Genomic DNA, 14956 nt, shown 5'->3' with positions numbered 1-14956 from the left:
TCTCATCGCCACCGGGCGGCGCAAGCAGCTCGTCCTTGTCAGGGTCGGGCTTTTGAACGTGCTCCTGCGTGATGGACTCGATCGCGGCCGATATTCGCTGGTTCTTTCCCTTCGCCGATCTCAGGGTGAACCTTGTGCATGTGCAGGCGGTCTACAAACCCTGGTACCAGAACTTCATCCTGCACTGGACCTTTGCGCTCGAAGTTTTGCTCTGGCTGCTTGCCGGCCATTTCGCTTTGCACGATTTGCGAGCGCGGCGCACGATCGGGGCCGAGGCCGCATGAGAGCAAAAGCAGGGCAATTCTAGGGGGCGCGAAAAGAATCGCTTAAGAAATTTATCATACGAATAGCTACAATTCGCATGTATCCCTTTTCGATTTGTTAGCTATAGGTCCCGCCCTCATGACTGGCCTGCCGTTTCTTTTTTCGTCCGATGCCAAAGCCATGCTCGATGCGATCAACCGGTCGCAGGCGATCATCGAATTCGATCTTTCCGGCACGATCCTGACCGCCAACGAGAATTTCTGCCGCGCGATGGGTTACGATCTCCACGAGATTGTCGGCCGGCATCACCGCATGTTCGTGCAGCCGCAGGAGGCGGCGTCCGCTGCCTATGCCGACTTTTGGGCACGCCTTGCCCGCGGCCAATACGACAGCCAGCAGTACCGGCGCATCGGCAAGGGCGGGCGGGAGATCTGGATCGAGGCCTCCTACAATCCGGTGTTCCGCGGCCGCAAGCCCTACAAGGTGGTGAAGTTCGCGACCGACATCACCGCGACGAAGGCAAAGAGCACCGACGACCAGGGCAAGATCGACGCCCTGTCGCGGGCCCAGGCGATCATCGAATTCACGCCTTCGGGCGAGATCATCACCGCCAACGAAAACTTCCTTTCGGCCATGGGCTACGCGCTTCCCGAGATCGTCGGCCGGCACCATTCGATGTTCTGCGAACCGGACGATGTCCATTCGCCCGCCTATGCCGGATTCTGGCGCGATCTTGCGGCCGGGCGCTTCGTCACCGACCAGTTCAAGCGCATCGGCAAGGGTGGCAAGACGGTCTTCATCCAGGCGTCCTACAACCCGATCCTCGACGATGCCGGCCGGGTGTCGAAGGTGGTGAAATTCGCCGTCGACGTTTCCGATCGCGTGCTTGCGGTCCAGGAGATCGGCGCCGGGCTCGGCCGCCTTGCCGAGTGCAACATCCGCATGACACTGGACGAGCCCTTCGTCGGCGAGCTCGAAATGCTCCGGCGCGACTTCAACACCTCGATCGGCATGTTCCAGGAGACGCTGTCGGCGGTGCTCAGCCAGACCCGCGACCTCAACAGCAACAGCCACGAGATGAAGGATGCGGCCGAGCATCTTTCCGACCGCACCCGCCAGCAGGCGGCAGCGCTGGAGCAGACCTCGGCGGCGCTGGAACAGGCGACGGCGACGGTGCGCACCTCGACCGAAAACACCCAGCAGACCCGCGAGTTGGTGCAGAATGCGCGGCAATCGGCGCACAGCTCTTCCGGCGTCGTGCGCGATGCGGTGACGGCGATGCAGCGCATCAAGGCGGCGTCCGAGGAGATCAGCCAGATCATCGGCGTGATCGACGAGATCGCTTTTCAGACCAACCTCTTGGCGCTCAATGCCGGGGTCGAGGCGGCGCGCGCCGGCGATGCCGGCAAGGGCTTCGCGGTCGTCGCCTCGGAGGTGCGCGAGCTTGCCCAGCGCTCGGCCAAGGCCGCCAAGGAGATCAAGGCGCTGATCCACAACTCGGTGGCCGAGGTCGCCGAAGGCGTGCGCCTCGTCGGCGATACCGGCAACGCTCTGAAGGAGATCGAGGACTTCGTCGCGGCGATCGACACGCGGATTGCGGCGATCGCGACGGCTGCGACCGAGCAGACGGCAGGCCTCGGCGAAATCAATGCCGCGGTCAACAACATCGACATCATGACGCAGAAGAATGCGGGCATGGTGGAGCGCACCGCCGACGTCAGCGTCCGGCTGGCCGAGGGCGCGCAGCGGCTGACGGAACTCGTCAACCGCTTCCAGCTCAACCGCCGTGCCGAGCGGCGCGAGGCGGGAACGGCAGCGGCTGCGGGCGGCATCGGCGATCGTCGCCGCGCGACCGACGCGCGCGCCGCCTGAGGCGACAAAGCGGGACGTGCGGGGCGATCACGCCCTGCCGTTCGCGGGCAGGCGGGCCGGGGGTGCGGCCCGCCTCATCCCTTTCACGGCAACCGTCCGTGCACGCGAGCTCGAACGCCACGATGAATTCCGACACTGTCGTCTCCAAAGTCGGGCGTGGCATTGCCGGGTGATTGACGATCGGCAGACGTGTCCGTGCAACGTGTGGTATCGCTGATACGTTGACGAAGCCCGCGGTTCTATGCATCCTGCCGGCCAACGAACGAAGATGCCGGATACGGCACGGGGAAGAGCAGGGCCAAAGGCCCAAGGCCCAAGGCATTGATAAGCTTCGCATTCGCCCACAGTGATCGCGCGTTTCGCAAGGTCGCCATGGCATTCTGAAGAACTACAGGGTCTCGTCATCAAGGGAAACCTGCAGAGTTGCGGCGCGCTTCGGCGTCACAAAAGCACGACATACGCATTCACGACGTCATTCGCATCGATTGCTCGAGGCCGGAGGGGATTGTGAAGGAAAAGTCGAGGTTTCTGCCAGCGGCGCTGGCTGCCATATTCGCCGCATCCGTGGCGCTGCCTGCCACTGCCGCCGATCTGGTGATCGCCATGCCCAACTGGCCGTCGGGCCAGGCGACGGCCAATATCCTGAAAGTGGGCATCGCCAAGAAGTTCGGGCTCGACGCCGAGGTCAAGGAACTCGGCACGCTCAATGCCTTCGTCGGTTTCGAAGCGGGCACCGTCGACATCCAGCCGGAAGTCTGGCGGCCGAACTTCGAAGACGTCGTGCGCAAATACGTGACTGACAAGAAGGTCGGCCAGCTGACCGAGCGCAGCGTGCCGGCCTGGCAGGGGCTTTGCGCCACGCCGGAAGCGGCAAAGACGATCAAGTCGGCCGCCGATCTCAGCGACCCGGAAAAGACGAAGATCCTCGACACCGACGGCGACGGCAAGGGCGAGATGTGGATCGGCGCCGCCACCTGGCTTTCGACCGGCATCGAGCGAGCGCGGGCGGCCGGCTACGGCTACGACAAGACGCTGACGCTGTTCGAGGCCGAAGAGGAGGTGGCGATGGCGGCCGTCGACGCGGCCGTCGCGACAGAGCGGCCGATGGTGTTCTACTGCTACGCGCCGCATCACGTCTTCGAACTGCACCAGATCGCACGGCTCGAAGAGCCGCCGCACGATGCCGCCAAGTGGAAGATCCTGCCGCCGAGCGATCCGCTCTGGGTGTCGAAATCCAGCGCTTCGACCGCCTGGCAGGCGGCGCGTTTCCAGATCGCCTATGCCACCGCCTTCGGCAAGAAGCACCCTGACGTGGCGAAGTTCCTGGAGAAGGTGGATTTCTCGCCGGAGGAAGTGACCAAGATGAGCTACGCGCTGGAGGTCGAGCGGCAGGCGCCGGCCGACTACGCCAAGAAATGGGCCGAAGACAACGCGGCGCGCATCGACGGGTGGGCCAAGCCATGAGCGGACGTTCTGACGACAATCGCCCTGCCGGTAAGGACCGGCCGATGTGGACGCGGCGCAGGTTCGGCATAGCGGTGCTTGCCGCTGCCCTGACGCTCGGGCCGCTTGCCGCCTGGGCGCAGACGCAGACGCAGATCTACGACGCCCGCACCAAGAAATGGGTCAACTACGACAAGAAGAAAGCGCGGCAGTATTTCGCTCGCAACAACCAGTTGCCGGAGGCCTTCCGCCGCCAGGTGGTGACCTTCCGCACGGCGGAACAGCCGGGCACGATCATCATCGACGGCAACCAGCATTTCCTCTATCTCGTCCAGCCCGGCGGGCAGGCGATCCGCTACGGCATCGGCGTCGGCCGCGAGGGCTTCGGCTGGGCCGGCATCGTGCGCGTCGGCCGCACGGCCGAATGGCCGACCTGGACGCCGCCAGCCGAAATGGTGGCGCGCGACCCGAATGCGGCGAAATGGGCGGCCGGCATGCCCGGCGGGCCGGACAATCCGCTCGGCGCCCGCGCGCTCTATCTCTACGAGGGCGACCAGGACACGATCTACCGCATCCACGGCACGGTCGAGCCCTGGACGATCGGGCTCGACGTTTCCTCCGGCTGTATCCGCATGAACAATGACGACGTCATCGACCTGCATTCGCGCATCGAGATCGGCGCCAAGGTGATCGTGCTCATGCAGGGGGCGGCGCTCTACAAGGGCGTTTGACCGCCGGGTCTCGCGCATCAGGGGCTGAGGTGGGCAGGCAGACGTTCAACGAAACAAGCGCCGAGCGCGTATCGACGGAATTTCGGGCGGCAGCGGGGGCAAAGCGGCGGCCGGTCGATTGCAGAACAGGAACAGGCTCGAGATCCGGCGGAAGATCCGGAAGGGGAGGACATGTGGTGAGCGAGGGGATATTGCGTTCGAAAGGCATTCTTCTGGCGGCTGCAGCGCTTGCCGTCATCAACGGCTGTCAGTCGCAACCGAAGCCCGAGGACATGGCGCGCACCAGCCTGCAGACGGCACCGGCCGACCTGCAGCTGCTCTGCGCCCATGCGGTTGCCGGCGCCGCCCAGGTCGATAGCAGCAAGGTCCTGCCGACCAGCTCACGGGCGCTGGATGCCGCCTCCTACAGCGTCGACCTCGACGCCGGCGGTCGCAAGTTCAACTGCGTCGTCGACACCGCCGGCAGCGTGAAATCGGTGACGCCGGTGTAGGTCCGCCATCCGGGACTTATTCACAGTTTAATTATTATATGCTAATATAAAGCCACGACGCGCGTCGTTCGTCACGGGAACCGTCTCCTTTGCATCGGTTCTGCTTTACGCGTTACCGAGAGTCCCTCCTGCGCATGCGGAGGTTGCTTTTGATGTCGGGATGAAGGGCAAGAACATGGAGGGGGCCATGGAACTCTCCGACGGCGACACGGCGCCGCCTGGCGCCGAAACAAAATCCGGTTCGCGGGCGCTCTTGGATCTATTGAAAGAATGGGGTGGGCTGGCAACGCTCGTCATCGCGCTTCTCTATACATTTCCATTCTCGCTCGTAGACAGATACTTCAATGCGCAGCGGGAAAGGGAACTTGGCGAGCACAATGCCGTCGCAGAGGTCAGGCGGGCAATGTCGGAAATGGCGGCGCTCCGCGCCGAGAAGGCCAGTCGGTTCGTACAATCCTCCGACCCCAGGTATCAAAATGAAATCAATTCGGCGTACGACATTCGGATCTACAATGTGATCTATACGCAAAAGGAGAATTTTAGGGCTTGGTCATCTAAGCTTCGTTCATCCGAATTATACTGGATTGGGAGCAGCCTTGCGCTTATCGGCGAGGTCGGTGAGGCGCAATATTATTATGACCTCGCAATATCTGCTGCGGAAAAAGAGAATATTCCGGGGACAATTCTGACTGTTCTGAGAGAAAAGGGAAACTCCCTGTTTCTCGATAGCCCCTATCAGGACGTGGAGAAGGCAAGGTCGGCTTACTTGGAAGCGATCAAGGTTGTAGCCGGGCAAACCTCCTATAACTCGAGATCTTTTTACGTCAGTCTTGTCTCCGAGCTTGTCAGCGGAGAACTCTTGTACGGCAGCTACGAGTGCGGTCGGTCCAATGTTGATACGACCAATTTCATGTTCGGGGCGTTGAATAGCGCCGGTGTTCCAGTCGGTGGTCTCTACAATCTGTTCAACCAGAACGTAGAGACCTCGAAACCAAGGGCGGCTCTTGCATCTGCCCCTTGCAACTATTCCATCCCCCGACACGCGTATTTTAAGTAGATAGCGGTGACTGCCGCTTTTCTGGGGACTCCCTAATCGCCTAGATTGAACAGCGTCGAGGGATCGGCAACGACGGGCGGCGCGTAGAACGTCAGGCGCGCCGCTTCCATCAGCAGCAGCGGCTGGTCCATCTCGACTGCAAGGCTGGTGATCCAGTCCTGGAAGTCGCGCACCCGATCGGCATAATCGGCCGAAAGGTCATGTGCCTCGGACGGGTCGGCGCCAAGGTCGAAGAGTTCGACCTTTTGCGGCAGCGTCGCCTTCCAGACGAGCTTCCAGTTGTCCCTTCGCACGGCGCCCCCCATGGGATCGACGTTGTAGACCACCTCGGTGCGCGGCGTCGGCTTGCCCTCGCTCAAGGAGGGCCACAGGTTGATGCCGTCGAGCGGCTGGTTCTTGTCGAGCGTCGCGCCGACGATCGCGGCCAGCGTCGGATACATGTCGACCACGTGGACCATGCCTGCGACCTTGCCGGGCTTGATCTTCTTCGGCCAGTTGGCAAGCGCCACCACGCGGGTGCCGCCCTCGTAGAGCGTGCCCTTGCCGTCGCGATAGTGGCCGTTGTCGGCCGGCAGTTCGCCGCTCACCTTGCTGTCGCCGGCAAAGAGCGAACTCGTCACGCCGCCATTGTCGCTGTGAAAGACGATCAGCGTGTTGTCGCGCATGCCGCGTTTTTCGAGCGACGCCAGCAGTTTGCCGATGCCGTCGTCGAGCACGGAGACCATCGCCGCATAGGCCCGGCGGTTCTTGTCCGCGATGTGCTTATAGCGGTCGAGTGCGTCGTCCGGCGCCTGGAAGGGCGTGTGCGGTGCGGTGAAGGCGAGATAGAGGAAGAGCGGGCTTGCGGGATCGTGGCTATCGACCACCCGGGCCGCCTCGTCGCCGATCAGCGTGTTGTCGAAGCCGGTCTCCTCGATCGGCCTGTTGCCCCTGTACCAGTCCTTCACCCCATGGGAAGAGTGCTTGAAGTGGTCGATCTCGCCGACCAGCGCACCGTAGAACGTGTCGAAGCCGCGTTGCTTCGGCCAATATTCCGGCTTGGCATGGCCGAGATGCCACTTGCCGACGAGCGCCGTCCGGTAGCCGGCGTCCTTCATCACCTGGGAAAGCAGATACTCGTCGAGCGCCAGTCCGTAGGAGCCGGGCGAGGGGATCACGCCCGTCTGCAGGCCATAGCGCAACGGGTAACGGCCGGTAAGGAAGGCGGCGCGCGTCGGCGTGCACATCGGCTGGGTGTAGAACTGGTCGAAGGTTACCCCGGTCGCCGCCAGCCGGTCGAGATTGGGCGTCCTGATGTCCGAACCGCGGAAGCCGACATCGCCCCAGCCGAGATCGTCGGCGATGATGTAGACGATGTTCGGCGCCGTCGTGCCGGCTGCTTGCGCCGCATCGGGGGCAAGAGCCACAAGGCCCGCCGGCATGCCGGCGGCAAGGGCAAGTGCCGCACCGCTCATGAGAACGTCGCGCCGGGTCGGGCCCGCTTCCGGATCCGCGCCAGCGCTCTTGCCGCCGCATGCGTTTGCACGGGCGTTATTCGCTTGCAGTTCAGACATGCGCACCCCCTGGAAATGCGACCCGGCCGGACGGCGGATCATTTTATTCGATATTGCTAATATCTGCATCTTCCGGTAGCGCCGTCAATTAACATTGTCGTGGTGGCGAAGGGGCGAAATGCCGCGTCTCGGACGGCCTATCGACGGCTGCATCAATGGGCTGTCGTGGCACTGAGGCCGATAATTTTCATGGGATTGAGCTTTGTGCAGTGCAAATAAATAATGCTGCGATGCAAATAGTATTTTGACCAATCGCATTGTTTGATCAGTATATTTTCCAAAAGTTCTTCCAAGTTTTGGAAATCTGTGCTCTCATAGGTTTAGTTGGAAGGAGGAAATGCTATGCCCTCGTTCTTCGAGCACTTTGCACTTTTCGACGCCGTGATCGGTGCGGCGATCTGCACGCTTCTGATCCTGAGTTACTTCAGCCGCGAGGCCTGAGGGGCGCGGTCGCGAAGGCGGGTTGATTGCCGACCCGGAGCGGTCGGAAAACGCCAGGCATGCGCGTCGCGCCAGCCGTCGTGGCGCCTCCGAACGGCGACAACTCCTGGCTCTTTTCATTTTCTATTTGCACAACTTTACGGCTGTGAAGGCGTTTGCTACCTGAGCCGCTCAGTCGAGGGGTAGCAGCATGGCAGTTTGGTACTATTTGACCGGACCGGATCAACTCGGTCCTGTCGATGACGACGATCTCCGAGCGCTTGTTCGGAATGGCAGGATCACGCAAGAAACCATTGTGTGGCGCGAAGGTCTGGAGGAACGGCAGGCGGCCGGATCCCATCCAGACCTTGTCGATGCCTTTGTGCCGCCACCCATCTCGGCGACCGCAGCCGAGGCGGATGCCGCCGAACCCATCGTCGAGGAACCAGCCGTTCAGCCCGGACTGATCCGCAATTCCCGGCCCTGGCCCCGGTTCTGGGCGCGCCTCATCGACAATTTTCTATTCACCCCGCTGCTCGGGTTCGGTATCGGGCTATGGGCCGTTTTGTACGCGCCGAGCATTTACCTGCAAATTGTCTCCATAAACGGCGTTCTTTTTGGCTTGATGTTGTTACCGCTGGTTGCCCTGATGCTGGCGCTCAGCATGATGATCACGGGGACGACGCCGGGCAAGGCGATCGCGGGTGTGCGCGTCCCGGTGCCTGCGGGTCGCAACCGTGCCCTGTTCTTCCTCGTAAGGGAGTTCAGGGTATGGGTTATCGGCCTCGGGCTGGGCATTCCGATCATCGCGCTCTTCACCCAGATCCGACAGCACCGCCGCGTCTCTCTTGGGCAACCCGCAAGCTACGACAGCGGGAACCCCGTCGTTGTCGCCGATCCCTCGCAGTTTCGGTTCGGGGTGACCCTGGTCGTGGCGGCCGCTCTCCTCATCGGTAGTTTCGCGCTGCAAGCGGAGGAGCGGGCCATGGAGAGCGATCTAAAGACCACTCAGAGCTGGTCCAACCCGATGACCCAGCGCGTGGCGACGATCGGGAGGTCCTGGAAGCCAGAGGAGCTTGAGACCAATAGCGGTCGGGTTTTCTACTTCGTTTCCGATGAGCTTCTCTCCGAGGCGCTTTTCGGGCACGAACAGTTGCCTTCGGATGGCATTGGAGCGGACCTCTATGCGGAGGCGCTCGAGAAAGTGCTCCGCGAGGAGGTCGATATCACCACCGGGTGGCAGCCCGTCACTATTTTTGACATGGCGGGCCTTCAGGCAGGCCTAAGGGCAACGGGTAAGGCAGTGAGCGCCGAGGACACGTCTGTTGAAGTGACGGTCGCCGTCAGCGGTCGCGATGCGTGGAGAACGCTGGTTTACACCCGCGGCAATTCCGCTGAGCAGGAGGCGGAGAAGAGACGGTTTGTCGACGCCATGTTTGCGACGACGAAGTAGCGGAGTTCGGCGACGAGGGCGGCTCTCTGAATGTGCTTCAGTCCGCGCGGTTCGCCGCGACATGCAGCCAGCGCGTCGGTTCGCCGTCATAGCCACCGCCATCGGCCTTGCTGATGGCAAACTCTGACCAGCCCGCTTGCTCGAAACAGGCGCGCAGCCACGGCTCCGACGGGTAGTTGAAGTAGCGGCCGAAGCGGTCGTGGCCTTCCTTGTCGCCGGCCTTGAAGCTCGCCTGCAGGAAGCCGCCTGGCTTCAGCGCCCGCAAGACGCGCGCCAGCACATCGCCAAGCTCTGCGCGCGGCACATGCAGGAGCGACGCTTCGGCCCAGATCCCATCGAAGCGGTCCTGCCAGTCGATCTCCTGAAACCTGACCACCTCGACTGTTCGACCAATCCGCGTTTGCGCCTCCGCCGCCAGTTCTGCCGAGCCGTCGCAAGCGGTGACATCGAAACCCTGTTCCAACAGCACAAGGCTGTCGTGCCCGCCACCGCAACCGAGATCGAGCACCGCAGCACCCGGAGGCAACCGGCCGATGAAGGTGGCGAGGCGTGCAGTCGGTGGCTGGCGCTCGCGCGCCGCATAGGCCGCGGCGTTGTGTCGATAGAAGGCGAGGGTGTCGTCTGGATCGCGATTTGCCATGGGGTTTCCTGCGTGGTCATCGGTGCGCGGCTACGGTTCGATGGTTTAGCGCAAAGGCGGGCAGCCGCCAGTGGTCTCGGGTATGCGCCTCGAAAAAAAAGCTTCGGCCACGATTGCGTCGGACCTGTGGGCACGGGAAGGGGATCTCTCGTGGAACCTACCAGACGCTCGACTCTTGGCGCATGGCGAGCGGCTGCAATGCCGGGCCTTCTGCATGCGGCAACGTCAGCGCTTTCAACGAGGACAATTGACGTGCGTCGGGGACGTGTCGGGCCCGGCAACCGCCATAGGTGTCGATCTGCCTTCGGGCAGGCCGGACTTTGCCTCACGGTCACGCGACAGGCAAAGCCCTCCCGCGGGTGCGCTGACCTGCGGAAGAGTCCGCCTGTAAGCGTGGTGGCCTATTGTTTCGTGTTCGACAGCTTGTCCATCACCTCGTCGAGGTTGAAGCTTGCCGGCTTCTGGCGGATCGGGAACTCCTTGAAGCTCTCCAGCCATTTCGCCACGATCGCCTGCGACGGCACCACGACGAAGGCCCGGTCGAAGAACCACTTCTCGTACTCGATCGATTCATCGCCACGTTCGAACGGATCGGCCCTGAGGTTGAACAGCTTGGGTGTACGCAAGGTGGTGAACTGATCCCTCCATACGCCGATGCCGGTGCTTTCTTGTGCCTTGAACACGACTTTCCAGTCCTGGAAGCGCACCGCGACCAGTTCGCCGTCGTCGTTCCAGTAGAGGAATTCGCGCCGTGGCCCGTCCTTCACCTCGCCGCGGAAGAAGGGCATGAGATTGTTGCCGTCGAGATGCACCTTGAAGGTCTTGCTGCCGGCCTGATAGCCGGTCTTGCATTTGTCGACGATATCGGGTTCGCCGGCGGCCGCGCAGAATGTCGGGATGAAATCGTAGTGCGAGAACATCTCGTTGTAGATGGTGTTCGGCTTGATCACACCCGGCCAGCGGATGCAGGTCGGCACGCGGTAGCCGCCTTCCCAGTTGGTGGCCTTCTCGCCGCGGAAGGGGGTGTTGCCGCCATCCGGCCAGGTCATCACCTCGGCCCCGTTGTCGGTGGTGTAGATGACAATGGTGTTTTCGACGAGACCGAGATCGTCGAGCTTCTTCAGCAGTTCTCCGACCATTCCGTCATGCTCGACCATGCCGTCCGCATAGATGCCCTTGCCGGTCTTGCCTTCGGACTCCGGTTTCAGGTGGGTGTTGACGTGCATGCGGGTGGAGTTGAAGTAGCAGAACCAGGGTTTCTGGGCGCCGTTCTGCCGGTCGATGAAATCGAGTGCGGCGGCCAGGAATTCGGCGTCCACCGTTTCCATGCGCTTCTTCGTCAGCGCGCCGGTGTCTTCGATCCGGCCATCGGCATAGGAATGGATGACGCCGCGCGGGCCGAAGCGCTTGGCGAATTCCGGGTTCTTCGGATAGTCGGGATTTTCCGGTTCTTCTTCGGCATTGAGGTGGTAGAGGTTGCCGAAGAACTCGTCGAAGCCGTGATTGGTCGGCAGGAACTCGTCCTTGTCGCCCAGATGATTCTTGCCGAACTGGCCGGTTGCGTAACCCTGCGCCTTCAGGAGTTCGGCGACGGTCGGATCCTCGGCCTGCAGGCCGAGATCGGCACCGGGCAGGCCGACTTTCGTCAGGCCGGTTCGGATCGGCGACTGGCCGGTGATGAAGGCCGCGCGGCCGGCCGTGCAGCTCTGCTCGCCATACCAGTCCGTAAAGAGCGCGCCCTCGTTGCCGATGCGGTCGATGTTGGGCGTGCGGTAGCCCATGAGGCCACGATGGTAGATGCTCGGATTGAACCAGCCGATATCGTCGCCCATGATCATCAGGATGTTGGGCTTGCCGCCGCCGCCCGTGGCCGGCGTGCTCGATTGCTGGGCGTGCACGGCGGGGGCCGAAACGGTGAGGGCGGCTGCGGCGAGCGCGCTGCCGCCGAGTAGGAGATCGCGCCGGCTGACGCTCAAGGATTGGTCGTTCTGGGGCAGGTCGGTCTTTCGGGAATGATCGGATACCGGATGCTTGCTCATGACATGTCGCTCCATATCGTCAGGGGTTCGAGACGCAACGAAACTCGGGCTATCGGGACTTGAGCTGATGAAAGACAATCGGTCGGCGCGACTCTGCGCCCGCTTCCGGCAAGCGGCAAGCATGTAACGGTTACGCTCTGATGGGCATCGCGCGGAGCCCGCTCGCGATTGCCGCGAACTGACGTAGCGTCAGCCATTCGACGTTAGGGTCAATGCGCTGAAAGGGGCGAAAATCGCACGAATTTAGGTCAATAATGTTGACATAAATATTCGGCCATGATCCTGTCGCTTCACCGTCTTCCGCAAGCAAGCGGGATCGCTTGAAGCGGAAAGGTGTTTTAGAACGAAAAGGCTAGAGCGTCCCTTGCGCGTTCGTGATAACGCATGGCGCTCTAAAACGCGTGGAGAAAGCGGAGAACCGCTTTCCGCAATAATCTTCTTGAGGAAACACCCCATGCTGGATTGGGAACATATCTTCGCGACGCGCTCTAGCCGTATGCGCGCTTCGGAAATCCGCGAACTGTTGAAGCTGCTCGATCGCCCCGACATCATCTCGTTTGCCGGTGGCATTCCCGATCCCGCGCTGTTTCCGGATGCGGAATTCAAGGACGCTTATGCGGAGATCTTTTCCGGTCCGGCCGTGAGTGCCGCGCTGCAGTATTCGGTCAGCGAAGGCTACAAGCCGCTGCGCGAATGGCTTGCCAAGCAGATGGCCGATCTCGGCATTCCCGCCGGCGCCGACAACATCTTCATCACGTCGGGCTCGCAGCAGGGCCTCGATTATCTCGGCAAGCTGTTCCTGTCGCCGAACGATACGGCGCTCGTCACCTGGCCGACCTATCTCGGCGCGCTGCAGGCGTTCAACGCCTACGAGCCGACCTACGACCAGCTGAACCCCAACGGCAACCGCACGCCGGAAGCCTACCGCCAGGCGGCAACCGATGCCGGCGGCCGTGTGAAGTTCGCCTATCTCTCGGCTGACTTCGCCAACCCGACCGGCGAGACCGTCGACCGCGCCGGGCGCGAGCGCGTGCTTCAGCTGGCCGAAGACCTCGATATCGCCGTCATCGAAGACGCTGCCTATCAGTCGCTGCGTTATGACGGCGAGCCGGTGCCGCCGATCCTCGCGCTCGAAATCGCCAAGAAGGGCGACATCAACAACACCCGCACGATCTATTGCGGCTCGTTCTCCAAGACGCTCGCTCCCGGCCTTCGCGTCGGCTGGGTCTGCGCGTCTGAGAAGGTCGTCCGCAAGCTGGTGCTCTTGAAGCAGGCCGCAGACCTTCATTCCTCGACCATCAACCAGATGGCGATCTGCACCGTTGCCGAGCGCGGCTTCGACCACCAGGTGGCCAAGATCCACCGGGTCTACAAGCAGCGCCGCAACGCTATGCTCGCAGCGCTTGAAAAGTACATGCCCGAGGGCGTGTCCTGGACGAAGCCGGAAGGCGGCATGTTCGTCTGGGTGACGCTGCCGAAGGGCATGGATGGCGCCGCACTGCTGGCAAAGTCGATCGAGACGGCCAAGGTCGCCTTCGTTCCCGGTCGTGCCTTCTTTGCCGATGGCTCGGGCGAGAACACGCTGCGCGTCTCCTTCTCCTGCGCCAACGACCAGATGATCGACGAGGGCATCCGCCGTCTCGGCGACCTTATCCGTGGCGAAGTCGCGGCGCTGGCCGCCTAAGGCTCTTCAGCTCTTCTTGATTTCGAGAAACGCGCTTGCTTCGCCGGCGCGTTTTTCTTTTGGCTGGTAAAACCTTCTTCTTTTAGTCAAGATGACGCATTGATCGAAGCGGGGCCTTCCGATAGACAGGACGGACATGACCGGGCACGCCCGGCCACGTAAGCGTTAACGTCACTCAACGCGTATGATCGAACGGCCAGAAGCGGCTTCGATCTGCGCGACTGTGTCCTGCGGATCGAGCTTTCAAGGCCCCCAAAGGATGCAAATGGACAATTTTCCCGCCTATTCCCATCTCCCGACGCCGCGTATCGAACGTGTTCGCCACGAGCTGAAGCGCCGATCGCTTGTCGTTTCCGCCATCGAGCGGGTCACGCCCGGCATGCTGCGGATCACGCTTTCCGGCGACGATCTCGGCGACTTCGTCAGTCTCGGGGCGGATGACCATATCAAGATCTTCGTGCCCGGCGCCGATGGCACGGTGGAGCACCGGGATTACACGCCGCGGCGCTACGACACCGACGCCTGCACGCTGGTGCTCGACTTCGCGCTGCACGAGGCGGGGCCGGTGACGGCCTGGGCGATGAATGCCGCGGTCGGCGATCATCTCGAAATCGGCGGGCCGCGGGGCTCGGCGGTCGTCTCGGGAGACTTCAAGCGCTGGCTGCTGATTGGCGACGAGACGGCGCTGCCGGCGATCGGCCGACGGATCGAGGAAATACCGGCGGGCCATCAGGTCACCAGCATCGCGGTCGTCACCGGGCCGCAGGAACGGCAGGATTTCCGCACCGAAGCGGCGCTTGAAACCCATTGGGCCTATCGCCCGCTCGACGCGGCACATGACCCGGCGGCGCTGCTTGCCGTGGTGCGCCAGGTTCCACTCGAGCCGGGCACCTTCGTCTGGATCGCGGCCGAAGCCGCGGTCACCCGGGCGATCCGCGCCCACTTCGTCGAGGAGCGCGGCCTGCCGCTCACCTGGCTGAAAGCCTCGGGCTACTGGGTGAAGGGCAAGGCCGACAGCACCGAGAAGTTCGAATAGACCATCCCGCGCTCCGGTGCCCTTGTCAGGGCATCGCGACGGGAACGCTCGGCCGGCGGATCGCAAGTTCCGCGCGCGTCTCCCGCGGTTGCCTCAGGCGCGCCTTTCCGAAGGGGCGCCTGCCGCACTGATGCCGATAGAGCAGGGCCGGCAGAACAAGGCCGGGAAAAACGCGCGGTTGCCCGGGTGCGCGGTTGCCTTGTCGCGGAGAGTCAGCTCATTTCGCTTGCTTGGGCGACGTCGATCCGATCCTGTGGAACGACGGCTGCCACC

The 14956-nt window shown here is 62.5% G+C and carries 12 protein-coding genes; 9 read left to right on the top strand and 3 right to left on the bottom strand.

Annotated elements, in window-relative coordinates; all coding sequences use genetic code 11:
* The first annotated feature begins 68 nt into the window (after window positions 1-68).
* From IB267_RS33225 to IB267_RS04755, 6 genes are all read left to right on the top strand, one after another.
* Entirely contained in the window at window positions 69-284 is a 216-nt protein-coding gene (locus IB267_RS33225; protein WP_246810545.1) for a hypothetical protein, read from the top strand.
* A 118-nt stretch (window positions 285-402) separates the two neighbouring features.
* A complete protein-coding gene (locus IB267_RS04775; RefSeq protein ID WP_192446621.1) occupies window positions 403-2136 on the top strand; it encodes a PAS domain-containing methyl-accepting chemotaxis protein in 1734 nt (577 codons plus the stop codon).
* 528 nt (window positions 2137-2664) lie between these two features.
* Entirely contained in the window at window positions 2665-3600 is a 936-nt protein-coding gene (locus IB267_RS04770) for a glycine betaine ABC transporter substrate-binding protein (RefSeq protein ID WP_256436929.1), read from the top strand.
* Window positions 3601-3644: 44 nt separating this feature from the next.
* The gene (locus IB267_RS04765) at window positions 3645-4310 is read left to right on the top strand and encodes a L,D-transpeptidase (RefSeq protein WP_192447181.1); all 666 of its coding nucleotides are present in this window, start codon (window positions 3645-3647) and stop codon (window positions 4308-4310) included.
* A 188-nt stretch (window positions 4311-4498) separates the two neighbouring features.
* Window positions 4499-4801 (top strand): hypothetical protein, encoded by a 303-nt coding sequence (locus tag IB267_RS04760; protein ID WP_371742515.1) that lies wholly within the window; start codon window positions 4499-4501, stop codon window positions 4799-4801.
* A 160-nt stretch (window positions 4802-4961) separates the two neighbouring features.
* On the top strand, window positions 4962-5858 hold the full coding sequence (locus IB267_RS04755; protein WP_192446620.1) for a hypothetical protein: 897 nt from the start codon (window positions 4962-4964) through the stop codon (window positions 5856-5858).
* A gap of 32 nt (window positions 5859-5890) precedes the next feature.
* Here IB267_RS04755 and IB267_RS04750 read toward each other — a convergent pair whose 3' ends face one another.
* Window positions 5891-7411 carry an arylsulfatase gene (locus IB267_RS04750; RefSeq protein ID WP_192446619.1) on the bottom strand — a complete coding sequence of 507 codons (1521 nt, stop codon included), beginning with the start codon at window positions 7409-7411 and terminating at the stop codon, window positions 5891-5893.
* 631 nt (window positions 7412-8042) lie between these two features.
* Here IB267_RS04750 and IB267_RS04745 point away from each other — a divergent pair.
* Complete coding sequence (locus IB267_RS04745; protein ID WP_192446618.1) at window positions 8043-9284, top strand: RDD family protein; 1242 nt, start codon at window positions 8043-8045, stop codon at window positions 9282-9284.
* A gap of 37 nt (window positions 9285-9321) precedes the next feature.
* Here the strand turns inward: IB267_RS04745 and IB267_RS04740 are convergent, their stop codons facing one another.
* On the bottom strand, window positions 9322-9924 hold the full coding sequence (locus IB267_RS04740; protein WP_192446617.1) for a bifunctional 2-polyprenyl-6-hydroxyphenol methylase/3-demethylubiquinol 3-O-methyltransferase UbiG: 603 nt from the start codon (window positions 9922-9924) through the stop codon (window positions 9322-9324).
* 401 nt (window positions 9925-10325) lie between these two features.
* On the bottom strand, window positions 10326-11963 hold the full coding sequence (locus IB267_RS04735) for an arylsulfatase (protein ID WP_192446616.1): 1638 nt from the start codon (window positions 11961-11963) through the stop codon (window positions 10326-10328).
* 454 nt (window positions 11964-12417) lie between these two features.
* Here IB267_RS04735 and IB267_RS04730 point away from each other — a divergent pair, with 454 nt between their 5' ends.
* Window positions 12418-13647 (top strand): PLP-dependent aminotransferase family protein, encoded by a 1230-nt coding sequence (locus IB267_RS04730; RefSeq protein WP_192446615.1) that lies wholly within the window; start codon window positions 12418-12420, stop codon window positions 13645-13647.
* Between the two features lie 265 nt (window positions 13648-13912).
* Entirely contained in the window at window positions 13913-14683 is a 771-nt protein-coding gene (locus IB267_RS04725) for a siderophore-interacting protein (protein ID WP_192446614.1), read from the top strand.
* The last annotated feature ends 273 nt before the right edge of the window (window positions 14684-14956 follow it).

It is taken from the genome of Ensifer sp. ENS09 (assembly GCF_014852425.1).
GTDB lineage: Bacteria > Pseudomonadota > Alphaproteobacteria > Rhizobiales > Rhizobiaceae > Ensifer.
Note: the sequence above shows the minus strand (reverse complement) of the source record. Positions and strands in the feature narration are given on the sequence as shown.